The 24,571-nt window shown below is 49.9% G+C and carries 22 protein-coding genes; 15 read left to right on the forward strand and 7 right to left on the reverse strand.

Features of this window, described 5'->3' with window-relative positions:
• The first annotated feature begins 261 nt into the window (after positions 1 to 261).
• The 7 genes from QQL65_RS07760 to QQL65_RS07790 all read left to right on the forward strand — a co-directional run bounded on the left by QQL65_RS07760 (position 262) and on the right by QQL65_RS07790 (position 9,858).
• The gene (locus QQL65_RS07760; protein ID WP_348529138.1) at positions 262 to 1,398 is read left to right on the forward strand and encodes an ABC transporter substrate-binding protein; all 1,137 of its coding nucleotides are present in this window, start codon (positions 262 to 264) and stop codon (positions 1,396 to 1,398) included.
• Complete coding sequence (locus tag QQL65_RS07765; RefSeq protein WP_284363353.1) at positions 1,395 to 3,425, forward strand: ATP-binding protein; 2,031 nt, start codon at positions 1,395 to 1,397, stop codon at positions 3,423 to 3,425. The genes QQL65_RS07760 and QQL65_RS07765 overlap by 4 nt, the downstream gene beginning before the upstream one ends.
• Entirely contained in the window at positions 3,425 to 4,768 is a 1,344-nt protein-coding gene (locus QQL65_RS07770; RefSeq protein ID WP_284363354.1) for a sigma-54-dependent transcriptional regulator, read from the forward strand. The genes QQL65_RS07765 and QQL65_RS07770 overlap by 1 nt, the downstream gene beginning before the upstream one ends.
• 191 nt (positions 4,769 to 4,959) lie before the next feature.
• Positions 4,960 to 6,291: an extracellular solute-binding protein gene (locus tag QQL65_RS07775; protein WP_284363355.1), complete on the forward strand. Its 1,332-nt coding sequence runs from the start codon at positions 4,960 to 4,962 to the stop codon at positions 6,289 to 6,291.
• A gap of 69 nt (positions 6,292 to 6,360) precedes the next feature.
• A complete protein-coding gene (locus QQL65_RS07780) occupies positions 6,361 to 8,103 on the forward strand; it encodes an ABC transporter permease (RefSeq protein ID WP_284363357.1) in 1,743 nt (580 codons plus the stop codon).
• 26 nt (positions 8,104 to 8,129) lie between these two features.
• Positions 8,130 to 9,218, forward strand: a complete 1,089-nt coding sequence (locus QQL65_RS07785; RefSeq protein WP_284363358.1) for an ABC transporter ATP-binding protein — start codon at positions 8,130 to 8,132, stop codon at positions 9,216 to 9,218.
• Positions 9,208 to 9,858, forward strand: a complete 651-nt coding sequence (locus tag QQL65_RS07790) for an HAD family hydrolase (protein WP_284363360.1) — start codon at positions 9,208 to 9,210, stop codon at positions 9,856 to 9,858. Before QQL65_RS07785 ends, QQL65_RS07790 begins: the two co-directional genes overlap by 11 nt.
• Positions 9,859 to 9,914: 56 nt before the next feature.
• Here the strand turns inward: QQL65_RS07790 and QQL65_RS07795 are convergent, their stop codons facing one another.
• Both QQL65_RS07795 and QQL65_RS07800 read right to left on the reverse strand, forming a co-directional pair.
• Entirely contained in the window at positions 9,915 to 11,081 is a 1,167-nt protein-coding gene (locus tag QQL65_RS07795) for a YjhT family mutarotase (protein ID WP_284363361.1), read from the reverse strand.
• A 49-nt stretch (positions 11,082 to 11,130) separates the two neighbouring features.
• Positions 11,131 to 12,027, reverse strand: a complete 897-nt coding sequence (locus QQL65_RS07800) for a dihydrodipicolinate synthase family protein (protein WP_284363363.1) — start codon at positions 12,025 to 12,027, stop codon at positions 11,131 to 11,133.
• Between the two features lie 204 nt (positions 12,028 to 12,231).
• Here QQL65_RS07800 and QQL65_RS07805 point away from each other — a divergent pair, with 204 nt between their 5' ends.
• Genes QQL65_RS07805 through nagA form a run of 7 tightly spaced genes read left to right on the forward strand, consistent with a single transcriptional unit; the run spans position 12,232 to position 18,571 of the window.
• Positions 12,232 to 12,990: an FCD domain-containing protein gene (locus QQL65_RS07805; RefSeq protein WP_284363364.1), complete on the forward strand. Its 759-nt coding sequence runs from the start codon at positions 12,232 to 12,234 to the stop codon at positions 12,988 to 12,990.
• A gap of 49 nt (positions 12,991 to 13,039) precedes the next feature.
• Positions 13,040 to 14,002 carry a sialic acid TRAP transporter substrate-binding protein SiaP gene (locus QQL65_RS07810; RefSeq protein ID WP_284363365.1) on the forward strand — a complete coding sequence of 321 codons (963 nt, stop codon included), beginning with the start codon at positions 13,040 to 13,042 and terminating at the stop codon, positions 14,000 to 14,002.
• 49 nt (positions 14,003 to 14,051) lie between these two features.
• Complete coding sequence (locus tag QQL65_RS07815; protein WP_284363368.1) at positions 14,052 to 14,522, forward strand: TRAP transporter small permease; 471 nt, start codon at positions 14,052 to 14,054, stop codon at positions 14,520 to 14,522.
• A gap of 4 nt (positions 14,523 to 14,526) precedes the next feature.
• Positions 14,527 to 15,801, forward strand: a complete 1,275-nt coding sequence (locus QQL65_RS07820; protein WP_284363370.1) for a TRAP transporter large permease — start codon at positions 14,527 to 14,529, stop codon at positions 15,799 to 15,801.
• Positions 15,802 to 15,804: 3 nt separating this feature from the next.
• The gene (locus QQL65_RS07825) at positions 15,805 to 16,476 is read left to right on the forward strand and encodes an N-acetylmannosamine-6-phosphate 2-epimerase (RefSeq protein ID WP_284363373.1); all 672 of its coding nucleotides are present in this window, start codon (positions 15,805 to 15,807) and stop codon (positions 16,474 to 16,476) included.
• Positions 16,473 to 17,414, forward strand: coding sequence for an ROK family protein (locus QQL65_RS07830; RefSeq protein ID WP_284363376.1), 942 nt, complete (start codon positions 16,473 to 16,475; stop codon positions 17,412 to 17,414). The genes QQL65_RS07825 and QQL65_RS07830 overlap by 4 nt, the downstream gene beginning before the upstream one ends.
• An 8-nt stretch (positions 17,415 to 17,422) precedes the next feature.
• A complete protein-coding gene (nagA, locus tag QQL65_RS07835) occupies positions 17,423 to 18,571 on the forward strand; it encodes an N-acetylglucosamine-6-phosphate deacetylase (RefSeq protein WP_284363377.1) in 1,149 nt (382 codons plus the stop codon).
• A 141-nt stretch (positions 18,572 to 18,712) separates the two neighbouring features.
• Here nagA and phnN read toward each other — a convergent pair whose 3' ends face one another.
• The 5 genes from phnN to QQL65_RS07860 form a co-directional block, all read right to left on the reverse strand.
• Positions 18,713 to 19,291 (reverse strand): phosphonate metabolism protein/1,5-bisphosphokinase (PRPP-forming) PhnN, encoded by a 579-nt coding sequence (gene phnN, locus QQL65_RS07840; RefSeq protein WP_348529139.1) that lies wholly within the window; start codon positions 19,289 to 19,291, stop codon positions 18,713 to 18,715.
• Between the two features lies 1 nt (position 19,292).
• Entirely contained in the window at positions 19,293 to 20,435 is a 1,143-nt protein-coding gene (locus QQL65_RS07845) for an alpha-D-ribose 1-methylphosphonate 5-triphosphate diphosphatase (RefSeq protein WP_284363380.1), read from the reverse strand.
• Positions 20,436 to 20,645: 210 nt separating this feature from the next.
• Positions 20,646 to 21,320: a GntR family transcriptional regulator gene (locus QQL65_RS07850; protein ID WP_284363382.1), complete on the reverse strand. Its 675-nt coding sequence runs from the start codon at positions 21,318 to 21,320 to the stop codon at positions 20,646 to 20,648.
• Between the two features lie 4 nt (positions 21,321 to 21,324).
• The gene (locus tag QQL65_RS07855) at positions 21,325 to 22,347 is read right to left on the reverse strand and encodes a Gfo/Idh/MocA family protein (RefSeq protein WP_284363386.1); all 1,023 of its coding nucleotides are present in this window, start codon (positions 22,345 to 22,347) and stop codon (positions 21,325 to 21,327) included.
• A 1-nt stretch (position 22,348) separates the two neighbouring features.
• Positions 22,349 to 23,446 carry an isocitrate/isopropylmalate dehydrogenase family protein gene (locus QQL65_RS07860; RefSeq protein ID WP_284363388.1) on the reverse strand — a complete coding sequence of 366 codons (1,098 nt, stop codon included), beginning with the start codon at positions 23,444 to 23,446 and terminating at the stop codon, positions 22,349 to 22,351.
• Between the two features lie 109 nt (positions 23,447 to 23,555).
• Here QQL65_RS07860 and QQL65_RS07865 point away from each other — a divergent pair, with 109 nt between their 5' ends.
• A complete protein-coding gene (locus QQL65_RS07865) occupies positions 23,556 to 24,563 on the forward strand; it encodes a TRAP transporter substrate-binding protein (RefSeq protein WP_284363392.1) in 1,008 nt (335 codons plus the stop codon).
• Positions 24,564 to 24,571: the final 8 nt, after the last annotated feature.

The following is a 24,571-nucleotide window of genomic DNA, read 5'->3' on the forward strand; positions in this document are numbered from 1 at the left end:
GGCGAACGCCAGGTAGCATTTGACAGAACCCGCTCAATACCAACTTGACCGCGAATTAGGTTCCACAAAACCAAATTGTTCGACAATTGCATAAACTGATTGTCACCAATTCGGGAATGAATGTAACCTAGACCAATGCCGCGCCATTCTCTTATTCACAAAATATTTGGTCTCTTCATTGCTCTTGTCACTGTTTCTTCCGTGGGCCATGCGCAGTCGAGCGGATCAAAGCGCGATCAAACGCTTAGAATTCTCACCTCGATGTCAGAGCGGGTTTTTGGCCCATATGTAGAAGAGTTCGAAAAGCGCAATCCTGCGGTCAAAGTGCTTGTTCTAAATAAGAACACCAACCACGCACTTGGTGAAATCTCCTTGGGGAATGAGCGGGGTTTTGACCTGTTCTGGGCATCTTCGCCAGAAGCGTTTGATATGTTAGACGCTTTCGGCCATCTCGCCCCGATAGGGGACAAGCATCATCATGCATTTGCGCTGTCATCAGTGGGGTGGAGCTGGCGATCAGAGCAGTTGCAGGAACCGCCCCGTGGTTGGAACGATCTTCTTGATGCGCGCTTTGATGGCAAAATTGGAATCGCGCGTCCGTCACGATCGGGCACAACTCACGTTCTGCTCGAACAGTTTTTGCAGGACCGTGGATGGGAAGAAGGCTGGAGCTATATTCTGGCCTTAAGCGCCAATTTCGCAACCATTACGTCGCGTAGTTTTGGCGTGGTCGATGGGTTGAAAACCGGTCGGTTTGATATCGGTCTAAGCATTGATTTTCTCGCCACATCGGAGCCGGGCCTAGAATTTAGATATGGTCGTCCGGTTACATTGGTGCCAGCCCGAATTGCAAAACTAAGGCATGGAGCATCTCCTGCAAATGCGGACAAATTTGTTCAATTTGTGCTGTCGCGTGCGGGGCAAAAACTCTTATTGGTACCCACGCTAAACCGCATACCAATTGACGCGGAATTGCGCGACACATTGGACTATTCATCGCATCCATCGCTTATGGCAGCGCTCAAATTGAGTTGGGCAAGCTATGACCCGAATATGGCGGCACGGCGCTATTGGATGGTCAATGAGATTTTTGACCAATTCGTCACGCAACAATTTAGCCGCAGACGTGGTATTTGGCGTCAGATCAGGCAGTATGAGCAACGTAGTGACCTAACCGTCGACCAGCAACAGGGTCTTAATCGTGCAAAAGTTTACTTGTTGACGATGCCAATCGCGGAGCACCAAGTCGCCACAATGCAACCAAGCCCCATGCCAGGTCCGGGCGCGCGCTATGCCCCCAACACAGCGGAGCAAAAGCGATTCCAAGAACAATGGCGTGTGCAGGCAGATACACTGCTCGCGCAGGCTGAAGCGGAATTGCGGACCTTGGGCGAATGAGTGATCAACCCAAAAATGTGATAGTTGGCGGCTTTCTAAACCGGCTCCCAGGTGCCTCGACAGTTTGGGGCCGGCTATTTGCGTCATTTGTGTTGATCTCCGCCATCATGTCGATCATTGCCGCCACAACGGTGATCCAGTTTACGCAGCTTGGTGATGATATTGACGAAATCGTCCATGACCAAATGCCCGAAATTGTGCAGATCAATGAAATTGCTGCGAGTGCCACTGAGCTGGCATCCATGGCAACATTGCTTGCAGAACCACATTTGCGTGCGAGCCAACCGGAGTTTCAGCAAAATTTGAACCAAGCGCTGATATCGCTTGCGGAAAAAATCAGCTCGGCGTCTGAATCCAGTTTGGATGACGCCCGGCTTGAGATTGAATCGCACATCAAAGCTTTGTTGGCTTTTTCCGACCAACAGTTCTTGCTTGAAAAGGCGATGATTGGTCGCGCCGAAGAAATCCGTTGGCTACAAGCCGATTTCCAAGGTGAGATTTCCCCATTGTTGCTTGATATTTCCTTCAATATCGAAAATGCGCTGTCGCATCTGGATGAATCGCAAGGCGAAAGCTGGGCACAATCTGAATTTGAACTGCTGCGCAGTGAAAGTGCAAAGCGAGACCTCGTCCAAGATGCGGGTCGGGAAGGGGCGTTCGCCATCACCGCGATGCTGCAAGCCGCCAATGCGCAAACGACTGATGGCCTAGATCAGTTTTCCGATATATCAGCTGACAGTCTCGACAGAGCAACGCGCATATTGGCAGAACTTGGCGATGCGGGTGGCCTTATCACATTGCGCCAGTCTCTGGCGCAACTTCGTCAATTGTCTCAGGGTGATGATGGCATTTTTGCAGTTGGGCGCCGACTCGTTCAAACAAGGCAAAATGTTCTATTGGAACTGGCGCAAACGCAGCAAAGCCTTTCTGAATTCCAATCAAAACTGTCCGCTATTGGGTCGACACGACGTGCCACAGCGGTGCAGGTTGCCGGCGATGCGCTTTCCGCAATGCAGCTGGCCAGCGGGCGGATCGTTGCGCTAACCATTGCTGGGTTGATGGCAGCGCTGGCCATCGTGATCTTTTATGTGCGGCGGAGAATTGTTGCGCGGTTGCGGGATCTTTCAATCACTCTAAGAGCAATTGCGCGTGGCGAAACAGATAGTGCGGCGATCCCCGTTGGTACCGATGAGATCGGGCGGATGGGCGAAGCGGTGGAGGTGTTCCGTCAATCGGTTAAAGAGCGCGAACAGAACCTTGCTCGTCTCAGAACAGAAATCGAAGAGCGTAAACGCGCAAATGATCAATTGCAAAAGACCCAAGCAGATCTGGTTCAAGCCGGAAAGTTGGCAGCGTTGGGACAATTGTCCGCTGGCATCTCGCACGAACTCAACCAACCCATATCGGCAACACGTTTTGCCGCACACAATGCGCTGACTAGATTAGAGTCGAAAACGGATAAAACGGCACTCGACAAAGCGTTCAACAAGATCATTCGAATGACGGATCGAATGTCTGCATTGGTCAATCAATTTGCGCATTTCGCACGCCGATCAGATTATAAAATTGTCGATATGGCTTTGCTGCCTTCCGTTGATCGCGCAATCGAATTGATGCAGCCAAGCATTTTGGAGCAGAAAAATCTGACGATCGACCTAGACCGTGAAGCGTTGCACGCCCAAGTGATGGCAGACCCGCTTTTGGTGGAACAGGTTTTGGTCAATCTGATTTCAAACGCAGTTGATGCCGTCGTTGAAGCCAACAATACAGACGGTAAAATCCGCATAACGGCAGATGCGACAGAAGGCCGGGTCACTGTTAAAGTCATCGACAATGGCATTGGTTTGCAGGTGGATCAAAAAGACCCGTTCGACCCATTTGTGACAACAAAAGAAGTTGGCAAAGGGACAGGTCTGGGCCTCAGCATTTCCTATACAATCGCACAAGATCTAGGCGGCGCATTGCGCTTAGAGAACAATCAGGGTAGAGGCGCCACAGCCCTTTTCGAGTTAGAACGAGCAACATAATGAGTGCAAATCTACAAACAGTAGTTCTGGTCGATGATGATTTGGATCTTTTGGAAGAGATTGCCGAAAATCTCGAACTCGCAGGCAACAATGTTGAAACTTACTCCGATCCAGTTGTAGCAAAAAACAGCATCGAAAAGGATCTCAACATCGTGGTAATCAGCGACGTTCGGATGCCCAAGATGGATGGTCATGCATTATTGGATGCGGTGCGAGAAATCGATCCCGATATACCTTTTATTATGATCACGGGACATGGGCAGGTTGCCCAAGCAACGGCTGCGATGAAGGCCGGAGCATATGATTTTTTGGAAAAGCCGATTGACCCGAACCAGCTTGCTGCGGTTGTTGGGCGCGCGCTCGAAAAGCGATCATTGCATCTGCAAAACAAAAAACTCAAAGCTCTGCTCAATAGTGATCAACTTGAAGCGCAAATAATTGGCAACTCTGAACCGGCCAAGCAATTGCGCCAGCAGGTCGCAACCTTGGCGTCTTTGGAGGTCGATCTAATCATCAAAGGCGAAACCGGTTCGGGCAAAGACCTTGTTGCAAGATGTCTGCACGAAAACTCAGCGCGAAAGCCACATCCATTTGTCGCGGTCAATTGTGGTGCGCTGCCAGCAAACTTGGTCGATAGCGCGTTTTTTGGACATGAGCGTGGCGCCTTCACGGGCGCCGATACCAGTCATATCGGGTATTTCGAAGCGGCGGACGGCGGCACGCTGTTCTTAGACGAACTAGAATCAATGCCCATGCCATTTCAGGCTATTTTGTTGCGCGTTTTGGAAACACGGGAAGTGACTAGGCTTGGTGGTGCCAAATCCAAAAAACTAAATTTTCGAGTGGTTGCAGCGGTGAAAGGGGAGCTATCCGCGCTTGTGGCCGCTCAAAGATTGCGCGCTGATCTTATGTACAGGCTCAATGTCGCGTCGATTGAGTTGGCACCGCTCAAACAGCGCAAGCCTGATATCGAGTTGTTGTTTTGTCGTTTCGCTGAGGCAGCAGCGGCATTTCACAATCGGCCAATGCCAACAATCTCAGACCAACTACGGCGCAAGCTTTTGGCCTATGAATGGCCCGGCAATATTCGGGAACTAAAAAACACAGCCGAGCGTTTTGTAATCGGGCTCCCGCTTGCTTTTGCCAACAATGGTGATGGAAATACGATCTCGGCAACCGGTTTGGAAGAAGCCATTGATGCATTTGAAAAACAAAAAATTGAAGAAGCCCTAAAACAAACCGCTGGTGCAATTGGCGAAGCAGCGTCGCTTCTGGATATACCGCGCAAAAAACTCTATCTGCGTATGAGAAAGTACGGCATTTCAAAACACTTTTCTTCGTAGTCTCCGGATGTGTCAAACTTGACACATCCGGGTCGCATTTGGTGCGTAGTTCTGCTTGTCTCAACTTTCGCACGCCGCGTATAAGTTATATATTTCAGCATCTTAAGACGATGGACCAATATTGGCACACCTGTTGCAAATGTAAGGGCGTGAGCACCACTGCTCACTCCAAATATTTGGGAGGAACCAATATGAGACTATTACGTAATGCCTTGCTAGCAGGCGTGGCGATCTGCGCGTTCGCGAGCACCGCTGCAATGGCCGCCGAAAAGCTGGTGGTTGTGACATCATTTCCAAAAACACTTACGACGCCTTTTGAAAAAGGCTTTGAGGCTATGTACCCCGATATTGATGTTGAGGTGATCAACAAGTCCACATCATCATCGGTGAAGTATATCCAAGAAACAGCATCCTCGAACACAAGCGACATTTTTTGGGCATCTGCGCCTGACGCATTTGAGGTTCTTAAAAGCGACAGCCTGCTAATCAAGTCCGGCGTTTCTAATGCCAAAATCCCGTCAGATGTTGGCGGTTATCCGATCAACGATCCTGATGGCTTCTATAACGGTTTTGCCGCTGCGGGTTATGGCATCATGCATAATGAGCGCTACTTGGCAGCGAAAAATCTTGAGCCGGCAAAAGAGTGGGATGACCTGGCAAAGGCCGAATATTTTGGCCACGTCGGCATGTCAGCGCCATCACGTTCTGGCACCACACACCTGACTGTAGAAACAGTACTGCAAGGCGACGGTTGGGAAGAAGGTTGGGAGAAATGGAAATTCATCGCGGGCAATTTCTCCAACGTAACAGAGCGTAGCTTTGGCGTTCCAGATGGTGTGAACTCAGGTCAATTTGGCCTTGGGATCGTGATTGACTTCTTCGGCTTGGCATCAAAAGCATCTGGTTTTCCAGTTGATTTTGTGTACCCATCAACCACCGCTATCGTGCCGGCAAATGTTGGCGTGATTGCCAACGCGCCGAACGAAGAAGCGGCGAAGGCCTTCATTTCTTACCTCCTGTCCGTTGAAGGGCAAGAGCTGTTGATGCTGCCAGAAATTCGTCGTTTGCCAGTGAACGCTGACGCTTACTTCACAGCACCAGAAGGTTTTCCAAATCCATTTGATGGTTCGATCCAAGCCTCGGTTAATTTCGACGTGAATACATCTGGCGATCGCTACAATGTGGTCAACTCCTTGTTTGATGTGATGATCACATATCGTTTGGATGATCTGCGCGAAGCTGTGCGTGCCGTGCAAATGGCCGAAGAAAAGCTTGGTGATGCAGACAATGCGCAAGCCAAAGCCCTCATCGCAGAGGCACGCGCATTGATCGCCGAAGTGCCGATTGATGAAGCCACATCATTGGATCCGGACTTCTCTGGCATCTTTAAGAAAAAGCGCAAGAAAGCGACCGACGTTGTTGAAGGTCGCCAGGCAGAAATCGAGCAACAGTGGGACGAAAAAGTAGTTGCAAACTACAAACGCGCCACCGAGCTCGCTAACGAAGCTGCTAGCCTTTTGTAGCTTCACCCTCCTTGGAACTGTGTTGACGCCGCTGGCGTCAACACACCATGTCTGCCAAAGGACCTCATTATGGATACGACGACACAAGATGCAGGCGGCAAGCCGGGCATTAAGCGATCCCTTACGGATCGAATATTTCCTTCACTTTCAGGCACAGCGCTCGCTGCAATATTCATTGCCACTTTGCTATTTGGATTTCTCATCCTGCCAGTCGCAAAGGTTATTTACGTCGCATTCCTGGATCCAAATTCAGGTGCGTTGACGCTTCAGAACTTTGGCGATTTTTTCTCGTCTTCCTTGTTCCGTGAATCGTTTTTCAACTCGTTTTATGTTTCGGCAATGTCCGTGGTTCTGGCCAGTGTGTTTGCCTTGCCTTTGGCCTACATAACATCGCGCTTTGAGTTCAGCGGCGCTATGCTCATCCAAAGCTTGGGCTTCATTCCATTGATCATGCCACCATTTGTTGGCGCGATCGCAATGCAGCTTCTTTTCGGACGCAATGGCTCAATCAACTTGTTGCTGGCTCAATATGGGATCAACATTCCCTTCATGGAGGGGCTAAATGGCGTGATTTTGGTGCAAAGCGTACACTATTTCCCGTTCATCTTGATCAATCTGTCGACAAGCTTGCGCAATATTGACCGTTCAATGGAAGAAAGCGCGCAAAACTTAGGTGCCCATGGTTTGCGCTTGTTCCGGCGTGTTGTGTTTCCTTTGGCGGCACCAGGCTATTTGGCGGGCGCTTCGCTTGTGTTCATCAAGGTATTTGACGATTTGGGAACGCCTTTGCTTCTTAACGTCAACAATATGCTCGCGCCACAAGCCTATTTGCGGATTTCATCCATCGGTATTTCAGACCCAATGGGTTATGTAATCTCATTCATCTTGGTGGCATTCTCTGTGTTTTCTTTGTGGGCCAGCTTCTTGTTGATGCGCGGCAAGGATTACGCGACCACGCAAAAAGGCGGCGGCGGTCTCAGCCGCAGAAAACTATCAACGCGTGAAAACATCGGTGCTTATGGCATTGTTATTGCAATTTTGCTTTTGGTGTTGTCACCACATATCGCTCTTGGACTTTTGGCCTTTGGCACTATTTGGTCGTACAGCCCACTACCAGATGGCTATACGCTTGAAAACTTCAACACCATGTTCGGCCAGTCCGGGCAATATATCAAAAACACGTTGATTTATGCTGGTGCCGCCGCGTTCCTGGACATCGTGTTGGCGACAGCCATTGCCTATATCGTGTTGCGTACGAAAATTGTCGGCCGGAAATGGCTCGATTATATGGCAACTGCGGCGCTCGCCGTTCCTGGAGTTGTGCTTGGCATTGGCTATCTGCGGACGTTCAATGATTTTGAAGTGCCGTTCGTCGGCAAACCTTTGGCAAGCTGGTGGGTCATCATTGTTGTTGCACTAATGATCAGGCGTTTGCCTTATGCCCTTCGGGCTTGCACCGCCGCGTTGCAACAAGTCAGTCAGTCACTTGAGGAAGCGGCAGAAAATTTGGGCGCAACACGCTCAAGAACAATCCGAAAAGTGGTTATTCCACTGATGTCGGGCGGCATTCTTGCTGGCTTTGTCACCAGCTTTGCAACTGCTGCGGTTGAGCTGTCGGCCACCATTATGCTGGTGTCCTCAGATAGCGATGCGCCGTTGGCCTACGGGATCTATCTATTCATGCAAACACCATCGGGACGCGGCGCTGGCGCTGCCCTCGGTATTCTGGCCGTTGTCATTGTGGCTGCAGGCACAATGCTTGCACAGTGCATTATTGACCGGGAACGCAAAGCACGGACAGGCGAGCACTAGTTGGTGCTCAGTTAGGGAGAATAATTATGACACATATCAAATCAAAATCTGGCATTAGCGTTCGCGATTTGCACCTATCCTTCGGCAGTACAAAGGTACTTACCGGCGTTAATCTTGAAATTGAACCGGGCGAGTTCTTTGCCTTTTTGGGGCCATCAGGATCGGGTAAATCAACTTTGTTGCGTGCCATTGCAGGCTTTGGCCCGCAACCGCAGGGGCAAATCCTTGTTGGCGATCGCAATTTGGCTGGCCTGCCCCCTTGGGAGCGAAATGTGGGGATGGTGTTTCAAAGCTACGCGCTTTGGCCTCATATGTCTGTCCGCAAGAATGTTGCATTTGGGCTGGTGGAAAAAAAGGTGCCTACGAGGCTGATCGATGAAAAGGTTGAGGCTGCTCTGTCGTTGGTGGGGTTGCTGGACTATGCCGAGCGCATGCCATCGCAGCTTTCCGGCGGTCAGCAACAGCGTGTCGCTTTGGCGCGTACAATCGTTACAAAGCCAGATGTCTTATTGCTTGATGAACCGCTGTCTAACCTTGATGCAAGTTTGCGGGTACAAATGCGCCGCGAATTGCTGGCCCTGCAGCGCAAATTGGGACTGACAACAATATTTGTGACCCACGATCAGGAAGAAGCAAACACAACCGCGGACCGAATGGCAGTACTTGACCAAGGGGTCGTGCAACAAGTTGGTTCTCCGCAAACGCTTTATGATCATCCGGAGAATCTTTTCGTTGCAGGTTTCCTTGGCACCGCCAACATTTTGGCGGGTGAGTTGGTGCGCTCGAATGGTTCAACCCGCCTGATGTTAGAAACCGGTGAACAGTTGCCAATAGACAATGAAGCAACGGGAACAGGTAGCTTGGTGTTGCGCCCACAAAACATTTCCTTAAGTGAAAATTCTGAAGCGTCAGAACTCAACGGCGTTGTATCACACCGAGAGTTTTTGGGCGCTCAAGTTCGTTATTTGGTGGATGTCGCCAATACGCAGATTGTTGTGGATCAGAGCCACGCGGTTGATCAACCTATTCTTGATATCGGTTTTAGGGTTGGTTTGGTGATCAATTCAAAGAGCGCGGTGTTTTTGCCGCGGGGGCAAAAGCAACATGCAGCTTAGTTATGAGGCGGTGATATTCGATCTCGATGGTACGCTGGTGGATAGTCTTCCCAGTTTCCATCAAGCGGCCAACGCGATGCTGGAAGGCATCGGCCATAAAGCAGTGCACGCAGACGAAATCAAAAGCTTCGTCGGCAACGGGCAAGAGGTTTTTATTGCCCGCTGTCTTGTGCGTGCAGGTGCAAATCTGACTGCGGAGCAGCTGGTTTCGACCACCTCTGCTTTTGAAAAAGCCTATGACGCTTCGCAAAAATTGGCAAAACTATACCCAGGGGTTGAAGCGCTGTTACAAACGTTGAGGGATAATGACACGAGAATTGGGCTTTGCACCAATCGTCCTTTTGATCGAGCGTTTTCAATCGTAAAGGCGGTTGGGATCAGTCAGTTTTTTGATACAGTTGCTGGATTTGAAACCACACCATCGCCAAAGCCCGAGCCGAGTCCAATCCTATACTGTTTGGGTGCTGTTGGGGTGCGGGAAAGTAGCGCTCTTTTTGTTGGAGACAGTGATGTAGATGCAATAGCTTCACAGAGAGCTGGCGTCGATTTTGCATATCATCGAAAGGGTTTCGGCGAACTAACGGGAAAACGAGCGAAGGTGCAATTTGACCACTTTGACGAGCTCGCAGCATTAGTATGAACAACATTTGTCATTGATGTATTGTTTTGGGGCGAACAAAGCCGCCCCAAAACTGGTTAGTCACTCATGGTCAGCGTTTCTCCGTCCCAATCAACCAGGAACACTTCGTTGCGTGGTTTACCGTCGTTGTCTTCGCCACCGATAAACAAAACGCCTTCTTCAAGTGTGATGGAGGCGCCATAAGCCAAGCCTTCATCCAATGTACCCACTTGTTTCCAGGTGTCATCGTTGAACGTAAACACGCCATCGGCTCTCACTTTGCTAAGACCTTCATGGGCAAACCATTCTCCACGATGCGCTTTGGCGCGCGCGCCGGGGAAATTGGCGCCGCCCGCAACAAGGACAGCGCCGTTGGTGGAAACGCCAACATATGGAGCTGCCAACCCCTCTTGAACTTCCGCGCCATCTTGCGCCGGAAGTTCTGGTTTTAGCGTCCAGCTCACTTCGTTGTCAGCGACGGCGATGGTTTTGACTTGATCGGTTCTAAGGCCGGGTTTGATCTCACCGTTGATGACCATAAACGCATCGTCGCCAAGAACAGCTATGCCGCTGCCTGTGTTCGGATCGTATGGGTTCTCGCCAAGATCTGTCCAACCGGCTGTCGCCGGATCGAACGCCCAAAGCTTTTTGTTCCAAAGGTAGTCCGCCGGTTCCATACTCATGTAATCAGCAACAATTTTGTCCCACTTCTCAGGCTCCGCGGCTTTATCCGTTGTGAGGACCTCATGCAGATACTTGTCAAAGAGTTCTTTGTTGTAACCGCCAACTATTGCGATGCGTCCATCAGAAAGAGATAGGCCTGAAGCACCCAGAAAGCCCACAGGTGTTTTGGCATCAACTTTTTGCCAGCTGTCTGAAGATGGGTCATAGGCGTGCACGTCCTCGAAAATGATGGGTGCAACATCTGTGTCTGCTTGCATGCCAGACCCGCTGAACACAAACAATTTGCCGTTTGAAGTGCCAAAAGCAGGTTGCCCTGGTGCTGGGCCCGAGAAAGATGCGATCGCTTGCCATCCGTCGCCAAGGTTCTCCAAATCTAGCGCAAACATTGCACTTCCAGCGGTGCCTAGACCTGCAATGATCTGGTTGTCGATTTTGACGGCGACGCCGTTTTTCAAACCTAGGGGCAGGTCTGGCCACGCTTCGGCGTGGGCTGATGTTATGCCCCCAACCAGTGCCGCAGCACCAAATACAGCGCCCAATAGTTTAGTCGTCAAATGCATCTTTTCCTCCTGTGAATGCAATGTGAACTCGCTTGTTGTTTTTATTATTTTATGTCGCCAACCATTGTTGGTATTCGGGTGATCGAATGAGGCTTCTAACGGCCTTTTCACCCTCTGTGGATTGCACCAAAAACGGCGCTCGCGTTGGCCCGCAATCAACACCAATTTCCTGCATGGCGACTTTCACGCCGGGCAAAACGCCTGTTGAAAGAATGGTCGCAACAAACTCTTGTGATAATTCTTGAAGCTTCCGGGCCTGAGTTAGGTCTTGTTTGGCAATTGCAGTGTGAAGCGCGGCATACAGTTTGCCCAGAATGTTGTAGGTTGTGCCGATGCCCCCATCTACGCCAAGTGCCGCAGCAGCCAAGTAGACCTCGTCAAATCCGAAGAAAATCAGTTTTTGCGGATGCGCCTTGCGCAGGCGCGCCATTTTGAACATGTCGCTTGAGGTGAACTTGATTCCAGCGACATTTTTGAGATTGAGAAGTTGCGCCAAGACATCATTGCTTAGCGGCCTACCTGTTCGAATCGGTACTTCGTAGACAATCATGGGCAGGTCTGTTGCTGCACTTAGCTCTGTGTAATAGGCAATGATTTCTTTGTCAGAAAACGGATAGGCATGAGGCGGTAGGGCGCTTAGCGCGTCATATCCGAGTCTTTGCGCAGATTGAGCAAGCTGGATTGAATCACGTAAATTTGGTGCGCCAACATGTGCGATCAGTTGGCAGTCTTCAGATTTTGTATCCTCAGCGACAATTGCCTGTTGGTCTAACAATTCATCTATTGTGAGTAGTCCAGACTCGCCACTACTGCCTCCAACATAGAGGCCGTCCAGGCCTTGTCGTAAAACATACCCATTAATGCTCCGCTGGCGCGTGGGGGAAAACTCACCTTCGTCAGAAAGTCCGGTAAGTAGCGCTGCGTGCATGCCTTTTAGCCGATTCATTGTCATTCCTTATGTCCATTCGTAAAAGAATCTCACCTGAATGACATTCTTGTATGCTTAAAATTGATACATTTATTATTTTTGTTTGACAATATGAAAATTTAGTAATACCAAAATGACAACTTGGTAAACCAGAGGCTTGAGCGACTGGCGCTCTTGCCCTATCTTCGGGGTGTCTTTGTTTATCAAGAGGAGGACTGAAAATTGGCGACAGAAAATCAAATGCAAGAGCCCAAGCGCGCAGCTGATGCGATAGCTGATGCATTGATCGGCCAAATTCGTGATGGTTCTATTACACTAAATGATGCACTGCCGACGGAGCGAGAATTGTGTGAGCATTTCTCTGCCTCTAGACCGACGGTGCGTGAAGCACTCACTCAAATGCAAATGCGAGGTTATGTGGAAACAGGCGGGGGCAAGCGTCCGCGTGCCGCAAAGCCTTCCATCCAAGCCATTCTGATGACAACAGGATCGCATTTGCGCGAGATTTTGGGTGATGCAGAAAGTGCGGCCCATCTGGAGCAAATGCGTCAATTTATTGAAGCAGGCGCTGCAAGAGAAGCTGCAAACCGTGCTGACAATGTGCAGATAACAAAACTGCAAACAGCACTAGAGAAGAACTTTTCTTCAATCGGGACGGCTGAATTCCCAGCGACAGATATCGCTTTTCACAGAGCGATTGTGTCGGTTGTTGGCAACCCGGTGATTTTGCAGTTGCACGACATGTTTGTCAGTGCGTTGCTTGAACATCGGCCGACCATGCCAGAGCCTGAAAAGCACGACACCATTGCCTATGAAGAACATCGCGAAATCTATCAAGCGATCCTAAACGGCGATGTGGTTACAGCAACAAACGTTACCGAGCGGCACCTAGCACGTTCCTATCGAGCGCGGTTACGGGTGCCTAAACACGCTGATCTTTCGAACCAAATTCAACTTTCAGGGCAAGAACAAAAGCCTTGACCGGCTGGCGGAGCTTGTCTTTGCCATTCATCATCAAACGGAGGAAACGATGAAAAACAATAAGAAAATCCTTGGTGGCTTAGCTGCCATGTTGTTAGCAACGACAAGTGTGCACGCCACAGAACTAACCTTTGGTATGCAAGACAATGAAGTTTCAAACGTCTATCAAGGCGCTTTGGAATTCAAAGCAAATCTTGAAGCGCTTTCTGGCGGCGAGATGAAGGTTAAACTCTTCCCATCGGCCACCTTGGGCGATTTCAAAGCCATGGTGGCGCAAGTTCAAGCGGGTGAACTTGATATGGTCATGACTGGTTATCCAGACATGAGCTACACCATTCCAGAGCTTAAGCTTATCGGCGCGCCATATGTTGTTGAAAGCTATGACCATCTAAAGAAAATCATTGCGGGCCCTTGGGGTCAAAAAATGGATGCCAAGTTCCAAGATCAAGGCGTCAAACTTCTTGATGTTTGGTACTACGGCACGCGCCAAACAACATCCAACCGCGCGATCAATTCAATGGACGATATGAAGGGTTTGCGTTTGCGCACACCAAACGTTCCATTCCTGATCGCCTTTGCTGAAAACACTGGTGCAACACCTGCACCAGTTGCTTTCCAAGAGGTTTACCTTGCGTTGCAAACTAATCAAGTTGATGCGGAAGAGAACCCATTGCCAACGATTGACGCAATGAAGTTCTACGAAGTTCAAAGCCATATCGCGATGACAAACCACTTCATCGCATCGGCAGCTATTCAAATTTCAAAGTCCACCTGGGACGGTTTCAGCCCACAAGAACAAGCTTGGGTTGCAGCGGCAGTCGATGCGGGTGGCGATAAATCCAACAGTCTGACAATTGACGCCGAAAACGACCTAATTGATACATTCAAAGAGCGTGGTCTGGAAATCACATATCCTGATCTAACACCATTCCGTGCTGCAATGAAGCCATACTACGATACGCTTGAAGCCGAGTTCGGCGAGGGCGCAATCGCTGAAGTAATTGGCGAGTAACTCCCTCGGGCTGGGGGGAGACCCCCAGCTCACCTAAAAGGTAATCACAGTGAAATTGAACTCCAGATACAGCTTTGAAGGCATCATCGCATCGCTCATATTTATTGTGCTGTTGCTTGTCGTTCTGCTGCAGATCTTGGGCCGTACCAATATTGTTGCGGGACCCGTGTGGACAGAGGAATTGGCCCGTTGGCTGTGGGTTTGGATGGCCTTTTTGGCAATCGCTGAAGTTGAGCGAAACGATGCGCAGCTGAACATGGGGTTCATTACCGAGCTTTTTGCAAAGCGCGTTCGTATCGCCTTGTTCACATTGATTGATTTGGTCTATTTGGCTGTTTTGTGCAATCTAAGTTGGATCGGCTACAAAACAGTTTTGCGCACCTTGCGCAATGAATCTGTGACCCTGCCAACGAGCGATGCTGCGCTTTACGCATCCGCTTTTGTGGCTTCATTTTTCATAATATTTCGTGTTTTGCAGCGTTTGAACAAGCGCAAAAATGAACTCCTGGCTGAGGCGTAGCAAAATGATCCTTGGAACAATTGGACTTGTTTGGCTCTTTCTCGTGCTGTTCGGTGTGCCTATTGGCATAGCGATGATCTTCGTATCGATGGGGTATTTCTATTTCACTGGCATGGGGTTAGCCTTTGCCGTTCAGCGCATGGTTGATGGACTAAACAGCTTTCCCATGTTGGCGGTCCCGTTTTTTATTCTCGCTGCTGCCATTTTGAATTCATCAAGAATTACCCATCATTTGTTTGCGTTTGCGCGCGCTCTTGTAGGTCATATTACTGGCGGGCTTGGTCACGTGAATGTCCTTGCTTCTCTGTTCTTCTCAGGCATGTCTGGCTCGGCATTGGCAGATGCCGGTGGCCTAGGGAAAATGGAAATCGAGGTAATGCGCGAAGCGGGATATGACGACGAGTTTTCTGGTTCCGTCACTGCTGCATCCTCTATGATTGGTCCATTGGTGCCCCCGTCGATTACGATGGTTCTTTACGGCGTGGCTTCCAACACATCGATTGGCAAACTATTCCTTGGCGGTATCGTGCCGGGCGTCCTTTGCGCACTTTCTTTAATGGCCATGGTCTACTTTGTGGCAAAGCGCAGAAACTACGTTGTCGATCAAAAAAGCACCAAACGCGAGATTGGTGGCTTGTTCATCCGCTCGTTCCCAGCGTTGCTGACACCTGTCGTTATTGTTGGTGGGATCTTTAGCGGATTGTTTTCACCAACTGAAGCAGCGGCGATCACTGTTGTTTACGCGATCGCCATCGACATTGTTTTTTACCGAGAGCTAACACTCAAACGCCTTTGGGATGCCCTCTACGAAACAGTCACCACTTCTGCATCTATCGCAACGATCATCGCAGGCGTTAGCCTTCTGGGATATGTCTTGGCACGTGAGCAAGCCCCACAACAAATCGCACAAATGTTTCTCACTATCGCCAGCGATCCAATCTCATTTCTCATTGCCGTCAATCTGATGATCTTCGCTTTGGGTTGCTTCGTTGAATCACTGGCAATCTTGCTCATTATCGTGCCAATTCTGGTGCCTATTGCGGCCGGATTTGGGATCGATCCGGTCCACTTTGGCATCATCATTGTCTTAAACTTGATGATCTCAATTCTAACTCCGCCAATGGGAATGGCGTTGTTTGTGGTGGCGCAGGTCGGGGGAATTCAATACCAAAAGCTCGCAAAAGCGATCCTCCCTTGGCTCCTGCCACCTATCATTGTGCTGGTTTTGGTGTGTGTTTTCCCGATATTGGCAACTGGTTTGCCAAGTTTGATGGGGTGATCAATGAAACTCCTTAAAACCTTGGATGGCGGGATCGTTGTGTCCTGCCAGCCAGTGCCCAATGGGCAAATGGATCAACCCAACATTATCGCAGCGATGGCAGCCGCAGCAATCGCAGGTGGTGCCATAGCGGTCCGCGTAGAAGGTGTTGAAAACACCATTGCGGTGCGGCGGCTAGTGAATGCGCCCATCATCGCGATCACAAAGCGCGATTTGGTCAGCACTCATGTGCGCATCACGCCTTCTGTTGAGGATGTTGAAGCCTTAGCAAAAGCCGGTGCTGATGTGATTGCCTATGATGCAACTGATAGACCACGCACGGATCAGCGCGAAGACATCGTTGCAGCGATCCTGCAGCAGGACGTTATTGCAATGGCCGATTGTGCTAGCTTCGAAGATGCGCAATACGCGATAAATTCTGGTGCGCAAATCGTTGGGACAACGCTTTCTGGTTATGTTGGCACCAACTCTGCATCAACCGATGCACCCGATTTGAGCTTGGTGCAGAAGTTTGCAACCCTTGATGCATTTGTTATGGCGGAAGGACGTTTCAATACCCCCGAGTTGGCGGCCCTAGCGCTGGAGCAGGGCGCAAATGCGGTTACTGTCGGAAGTGCTTTGACACGGCTGGAAGTTACAACCAGCTGGTTCGTGGATGCGGCAGAGCGCAGATGAACCAACAGCTAAACATCGAGGGTGTGAAAGGATTTGCGGTCGATTTGGGCGGCACCAAGCTCGCCGCTGCCCGCATCGAAAATGGAAAAATCACCGAACGTGTTCAGTGTGCAACGGCATCAGGTGCTTCACCGGGTGAACAAGTCGATGCCATTGAAAGGCTATTGATCCAAGTTGGTTGGCAAATCCCTGATGCCGTGAGCATTGCCGTTGCCGGACGCGTCACCACACAAGGTGTGTGGTCGGCAGTCAACGTGGGCACGCTGACGAGTATTCAAGATACGCCGATCAAAGAACTGCTGAAAGCGCGGTTGGGTTGCACCGTTTTTGTCTGCAACGATGCAATCGCGGCGGCCTTTGCTGAGGCCCGGTTTGGCAGCGGTGCTGGCACTTCACATTTTGCCTATGTAACCGTATCTACAGGAGTAGGTGGAGGCATTGTAATTGATGGAATGCCAATTTCTAGTCCCAATGGTTTGGCTGGACATGTCGGGTTTGCGTCAAGCCGATTATCGAGCGCAATCTGCGGGAGCGGACGTACAGCGACGGTAGAAAGCATAGCTGGCGGTCGCGCCATATCCAGAATAGCAAATCAGAATGGCCACAGAGTCAGAAGCGCACGCGACGTTTTTGAAGCTGCGGCTGACGGCGCGAATTGGGCGCTTGAGATCACGCAGACCTCGGCGAAAGCCATTGCAATTCTATGCGCAGATCTAACAACGACCCTCGGCCTACAAAAAGTTACGCTTGGTGGCTCAATTGGTCTGTCGCCGGGCTATCTTTCGAGTGTGCAAGAGCACTTGAGTTTTGAGCCAGAGCTGTTTCGCCCAGATATTGTTGCAGCAAACTTGATGCACGACAGTGCATTGGTCGGCGCAATTGCTTTGTCGGAGTTTTCAAAACACTCCAAAAGACTTAATCCCGATTTTGAAAAATGAGTTTCTGAATGAATTCTAAGGTTGCCTTTACGGGTGATGCCGTTTTTGACGGTGAAAACATGCATTGGGGAAAAAGCTTGGTCCTTCACAACGGCAACGTCGAGGGCATCTTTGAAAACAACCTCGTGCCCGCAAATTGCCTTGTGAAGCCATTTCCTGGTCAAATTGTTGCACCCGGTTTTGTTGACCTGCAGGTGAATGGTGGGGGTGGCCTTTTGTTAACCCATGACCCATCAGTTGAAACCATAGCACGCATGTCTGCTGTGCACATTAAGACAGGCACCACTGCGTTGTTGCCTACCTTAACAACGGACACGCCGAAACAAGTTGATCTCGCGATAGCGGCAGTTTCAAAGGCCATTGAAAATCAAGTGCCAGGCATTTTGGGTTTGCACCTTGAAGGTCCACATCTAGCGGTTTGTAAGAAAGGTGCGCACGACGCCGACCTGATCCGGCCCATGGACGAAAAAGACCTCGAAGTGCTATGCGCCGCCGCTGCGCTTTTGCCCACCCTCATGGTCACTGTAGCGGTGGAATCTGTTTCGCCAGAGCAAATCGAAAAGCTTTGCAGAGCAGGTGCAATTGTATCGCTTGGGCACACAAATGGCGATTACGAGGCATGCATGGCTGCAATTAGAGCTGGAGCAACTTGTGCAACGCATTTGTTCAACGCTATGAGTCAGACTTGCGGCCGGGCGCCTGGTCTAGTTGGTGCTGTTCTTTCCAACAAGTGCCTTGCAGCCGGCATAATTGTTGACGGACATCATGTGCATCCAACCAACGTTTCCATTGCATTCCAAACCAAAGCGCCGTCTCGGGGCTTGTTCCTAGTTTCTGACACTATGGCACTCACGGGATCAGAGGCCCTCGAATTTAACTTTGGTGGCCGCACGGTGCAAATGCGAAATGAGCGCTTGGAGCTCTCAGATGGGACATTAGCCGGTGCAAATATTGACCTTGCAAACAGCGTGCAAAACCTAAGGGATTTTGCCCAAATAGAATTAGAAGAAGCGCTTGCATGTGCTACGAGTGTTCCAGCCAGCGTTATCAAGCGGTTCCCAGAATACGGCGGATTTGTTGCCGGACAACAAGCGCATTCGGTCATTTGCATTGACAAACTTAATTCGGGTTCGGTCACGTTTGTTGGATTGGTTTAGGCGTTACAACCATCGCTGCAAGAGAGTATGATAATGGCAATTGGGAAGATGCTGCCAGACCAAAAATCTGGCTTTGGCATGGTCCTTATATTAGGTTTGATCAGTGCACGTTCTAATGTCATCCCAGACTGGGCGAACCTGTTATTCCTGATTTTGTGTCTGCAGCGAGACAAGCAAATCAACCAAAGCCTTTATGCCGACTCTCATCTCGCCGTTGTTTGATATTTCAGTTGTTGGGATGTCTGTGGGGAGTGCGATTGGTTCTCGAGCGAGGCGACGCCTAATGCTGTCTTCGTTCTCGCGTCCCCTATTTGCCAGTCTTTTTGCACGCAGTTCCAACTCGGCAACAATGTTGACGACATGCACCGGATATTTATTCGCGGCGTCAGCGATTATGGTGCGGGAGACATTGCACGCAACGACCTTGCCGACTTCTAAGTCATTTTCAATAGTCTTGGGGATAATGTACCCGAGACCATGCGCTTGCCAGCTTAGTGCGGCGCTGCCTTTGCTGACCAATCCCAAGTACTCGTCGAATGTAACGGTGTCATGGTCCTCAAGGTCCGAAACCGGTTTGCGCGTCACCAGCCTCTTTGGGAAACTGAAACTGGCGTGGCCTGTGAGTTGATTTCGTGCCCCCGCCAACAAGCTGTCTTTTCCCACTCCAGAGCTGCCGACGACCAAGACCAATGTCCCTGGGTAGGTCCTTTTTTGCACCACTTTAGGCTATCCGTAAGCCGTCGCGCCACACAGCGCGTACAATCGGCACGCCATCCTCTGGAAGCGTGACGCGAACTAAGTCGGCTCTTTTGCCTTGCGCAATTTCACCTCGATCCTCCAGCCCTGCAGCCTTTGCAGGGTTTTTCGTAACCAGAGCAACAGATTGAGGCAGGGATATTTGGTCGCTGTTTTTCGTCAATGAAAAGGCTGCCTGCAGAAGCGAAAATGGAACATAGTCAGAGCTCAAAATATCGAGCAATCCTTGTTCGGCCAAATCGGTGGCAGAGATGTTTCCAGAATGCGATTTACCGCGAACCACATTTGGTGCGCCCATCAAAATTGCTAGCTCCGCATTCCTGGCGGCAAGGGCTGCATCCAGTGTGGTTGGGAACTCAGAAATTGCGACTCCGTCTTCCAATGCCTCGTCAACATGTGCAATGGTGGCGTCGTCATGGCTTGCAAGCGCAAGACCAGCTTCACGGCTCCGCGCAACAATCGCCCTTCGGTTTCGATCTGAATACTTAGCTTGATCCGCTTTGCGATCAGCAATGAAACGTTCCATTTCCGCATCGGATCTGCCTGTTCTTCCTTGGTAGTAAGCGTAATATTGCTCCATCTTGACGAATTGTCTTTGCCCCGGTGTGTGGTCCATCAAGCTGGCAAGTTTGACAATCTCTCGTTCGCAATATTGGTCAAATTGGTCGAGGGTGTCATGCGATGATAACTCGCAGCGCAAATGCACAAGATGTTCTGCGCGCAATCGCTGTTCTCTATTGGCTTGTTCAATTGCGCCAACAAGAACATCAACATGCTCACCCATATTTTTCGTGTCCGCATCCGACCCAAGGCGAACGGCATCGTAAACGGTTGTAATACCTGATGCTGCGACCTGCGCATCATGAGCTTGAAGGGCCGCCATAGGGTTCCAGAATATGCCAGGTCTTGGTCGATAATGATTTTCGAGCTGGTCAGTATGAAGCTCTATAAGGCCCGGCAACAAATAGTCACCCTGAAAATCCAATCCGGTCGTTCCGCTACTTTGATCGACGGAAATAATCTCTCCGTCGCTCACCCCGATGCTGCCAATTATGATTTCGTCTCCAAGAACGACTTTTGCATTTTTGATTGCGGACAATTTAGACATTTTAGGAGCGTCCTTCGTGGGGTGTTGATGCAAAAGCTGAATAGCTATCTTTTGTGGCGCTATTGTGTGCGGATCATCTTCGATATTTTGGATGCTAGGCTGCTTGTCGCAACGGGAGGGCAGGTAGACGGCAAATTTAGTTGGTATTATGCAATGGTGTTTTCGGGCATGGTGGCGCGATTTGCTCTGAAAAGCAAAACAAGAAGTGTTCTATACGTGTTTCAAACCGTGTTTCTTCAGTAGTTCAATAAGCATTTTGCGCGCATTCGAACGGTGTTCATGGTGAACGGAAAAGGCAAGCGCCGCGTCGCCAGCTGCAATAGCTTCCAACACAGCACGGTGGTCTTCGTTGGATTTTTCCGGCAATGGACGAATATATAGCGTCATCGCACGCGCACGGCGCACTTGGTTATTGAAGTTTGCTACAATTGAAATGACCCGGCTATTTCCGCCCAAGCGTACTAATTCTGTATGAAATTTTTCGTCGGCGCGTGCCCAGGATTCTCGATCTTCACTTGCAAGCGCTGTTTCCATCTCGTCAATGGCGTTCGCTAGAACACTCAAATCGTCCTTGCTATGTCCAGCGTTTGCCGCCCGACGAGCGGCAAGGCTTTCAAGTTCAGTGAGCAACTCATAAATCTCGTCCATGTCAACGACGGAGAGCGACAAAATACGGACACCTTTACGCGGACGCACTTCAAGCAAACCTTGCCCCTCCAGCATTAGGGTTGCCTCGCGAACAGGGGTCCGGGACATGCCAAGTCGTTGAGCGAGTTCAGTCTCCAAATGGTCAGAGCCGGCAGGCAGTTCGCCAGAAAATATCAACTCCTTCAAACCATCAATCGCTGTTTTCGTTTGTGACTTCGTCCGCTGTTCTTGGCTCACTTTATTAGATGTCCACCCGTTTGTTTTGCGCTGCAGATTTATACGCAGCGTCTTCGATTTCAATAACTCTTAAGTAGTCTTCGGCCCCATTTTCAAATTGACCACGTCCAAGAATTCCGTCAACCACATGTTGTTGAAGGGCAAATACACAATCACCAGCGAATCCGCCCCAGTCCTGTTCTTCTAACAAAATCTCGGTGTCTTGAGTACCAAACTTTCGAAATGTCACGGCTCCATTACCCTGCAAATTGAGTGTGCCCCTTGTGCCTTCAACTAAGGCTTCGCCCAAAGTTGTTCGGCAGTTTTTGGCATCGTGGTCCAATAATCTGTTGCCATCAAATAGCGCGCGTCTGCCCTTTCCATAGTCGAACAACATGAAACCGGCATCTTCTCCCTTGATGACAGGGTTGAGCTGGCGCAGATCAGCGTAAACGCTTTTGGGTTCACCCAATAAATATCTGAACGTGTCGATCCAATGAACGCCAGTTTCGTGGATCAACAATTTGTCCATCTCGCGAAAAAAGGGTTGGCGCTCCAAATATGCTTCCGCTCCTTGGCCATCACCAGTGCGCAACCGAAAAGTCAGTTGTAGCAAGTCGCCGATGAGTCCCTCATCAAGTTTGGCTTTTATTAGCCGATACCAAGGTTGAAAGCGAAAATTCTCGTGAATGATTAGAGGAACGCCAGCTTCCTTTGCCAGTCGGGTGGCATCTTTCGCTTGGGCCATGTTTTCGCAGAATGGTTTTTGGCAAATGATCGCTTGCACGCCGTTCGCAATGCCACTTTTGATGGCCGAAAGATGCGTAACTGGTGGCGTAATGATGTCGAGAATGTCTGGGTTCGTTTCCGCAAGCATGACGTCAACATCGGAAAACTTTTCAACGCCCAAGTCTGGGATTTTGTCGACTGAGCGGTTGGCAATTCCAACAAGTTTTGCGTCTCTGATCCGATCCCAGGCGTCAAAATGAAACTGACTAAAATAGCCAGCACCATAACAGGCAACCATTAGGCGTTTAGAACTGGCCATACTACAATCGTTCCATTACTGCTTCACCCGCCTGGGTTGTGTTTGAGGAGCCGCCCAAATCGCGCGTGGTTTTCTTTCCATCAACAACAACTGCATCTACCGCATCGCGGAGCAGCTGTGCATCCTTGATCATTTGCTGATTGTCGGCTTTTAAGCCCAGCCATTCAAGCATCATTGCAGCGGATAGTATCATTGCAAATGGATTGGCTATGTTTTGCCCCGCAATATCAGGCGCTGAGCCGTGACAGGGTTGGAACACGGCATTGTGCTTGCCAATATCGGCAGAAGGCGCAAGGCCTAATCCACCCATTAATCCTGCCCCTAGGTCGGAAAGAATGTCGCCAAACATGTTTTCGGTTACCAAGACATCAAAGTCCCAGGGTTTTGTAACCATCCACAAAGCCGTAGCGTCAACATAGGCATGTTTTGCGGTCACGTCTGTGTGTTTTGCAGCTTCTTTATCAAAAATATCGCGGAAGAATGCGAACGCGCGGAATACGTTTGCCTTGTCAACGCAGGTCAGTTCGCCCTTGCCTTGGTTTAGCGCCTTGCGTTGTTTCGCCAACGAAAATGCAAACTGAAAAAGGTCTTCGCTGGTCTGGCGCGTAATCATCATGGTTTCGCTGGCGCTGTCCTTTGTGACTTCACCTTTGCCTTGGCTATAGAACAATCCTTCTGTGCTTTCACGAATAAGCACGAAATCGATGGCCTGATTCTCTTCTAATTTGAGGGGTGATTTTTGGCCTGGTGCAATGCGGACGGGGCGAACACCAGCAAAAAGGTTGAGCTCTTTTCTCAGATCGATCTGCGGTGAAATCTCTGTGCCATCTTCGTATCGAACTGAGGGCAAACCCATCGCGGAAAGCAAAATAGCATCGGCATTACGCGCACTTTCCAAAGACGCCTCAGGCAAGGAAACGCCTGTTTTTGCATAGTGACTAGCGCCGGCGTCTGCAAAATCGAATTTAAAACTATAAGCGCCGCTTGCATCCGCAAGTGATTTCAAAATGGCCACCGTTGGTTCCATTATTTCGGGTCCAATCCCATCACCATTGAAAACCGCGATCTCAAATTTGTTGGCCATTTGTGTCCCTGACATTTTTCCATCTCACATTTCACACGCACATTTTGATGTACGTTTGTTGACAATGCATTATTTAATGTATACGCAATGTAATGCAACAAAAATTTTTATGTTCGGGAGGAACATGATGAAGAAACTCATTTCAACGCTTGCAATCGCAGCAGGCATGATGGCTGCTGCTGGCATGGCAGCACACGCCGCCGAAGTGCTAAAGTTTAGCCACACCGATAACCCAGGCGGTTCGCGTCAAGCGGCAGCCGAAGTGTTTGCTGAAAAGGTCGCGGAATATACAGAAGGCCGTTACGAAGTTCGAATTTTCCCAGCGGGCCAGCTTGCAAATGATCCAAAAGCGATTGAGCAGCTGCAGTTGGGCGGCATCGATTTTACCGTTTCAGCAACAGGTTCATACGCAACCCACTTGCCTTCGCTAAACCTAACGGCAATGCCTTTCTTGGTGGATACATATGAACAAGGTTGGGAGCTATATGATAATTCGAAGTGGCTGCAGGGTGAGTTCGACAAGCTTCCAGAAAAAGGCTTCCGTGTACTTTCAACTTGGGAAGCGGGTTTCCGAAGCTTTACAACCAAAAATCCTTTGGCTTCGCCTGAAGATGCGGTTGGCCAGAAAATGCGGGTATATCCAAACGATATGATCCGCTGGTCTATGGAAGCAATTGGTTTCCAAACCGTTGTGATGCCAATCACGGACGTATATTTGTCAATCCAACAGGGCACCGTAAACGGTCAAGAAAACCCAGTGGATACGATCAAGTCACTTCGCTTTTATGAAGTTGCACCAAACATCACGCTTACACGTCACGTTTACAGCCCATTGCCGCTTACTGTTTCAGAAGCCACGTGGCAGAAGTTCTCCGATGCAGACAAAGAAGCTGTGCGCAAAGCCGCTGCTGAAGCGTCAGTCTTTAGCCGCCACTTGGTGAAAAACTCAGTGGAACAACAGCTTGAAGAAATGAAAGCTGAAGGTGCGGTTGTTGCTGTTCCAGAAATCCTACCATTCCGGAACGCAGTATTCCCAGTGTATGAAAAAGCACGCGGTGTCTATGGCGAAGAGCAGGTCAACCAAATCTTGCAAGACGCAGCGGACATCCGTGAAGCTCTGCCTGCAATGTAACAATGCTT

Origin of the sequence: Maritalea porphyrae (assembly GCF_030159895.1) — a bacterium.
Lineage (GTDB): Bacteria > Pseudomonadota > Alphaproteobacteria > Rhizobiales > Devosiaceae > Maritalea > Maritalea porphyrae.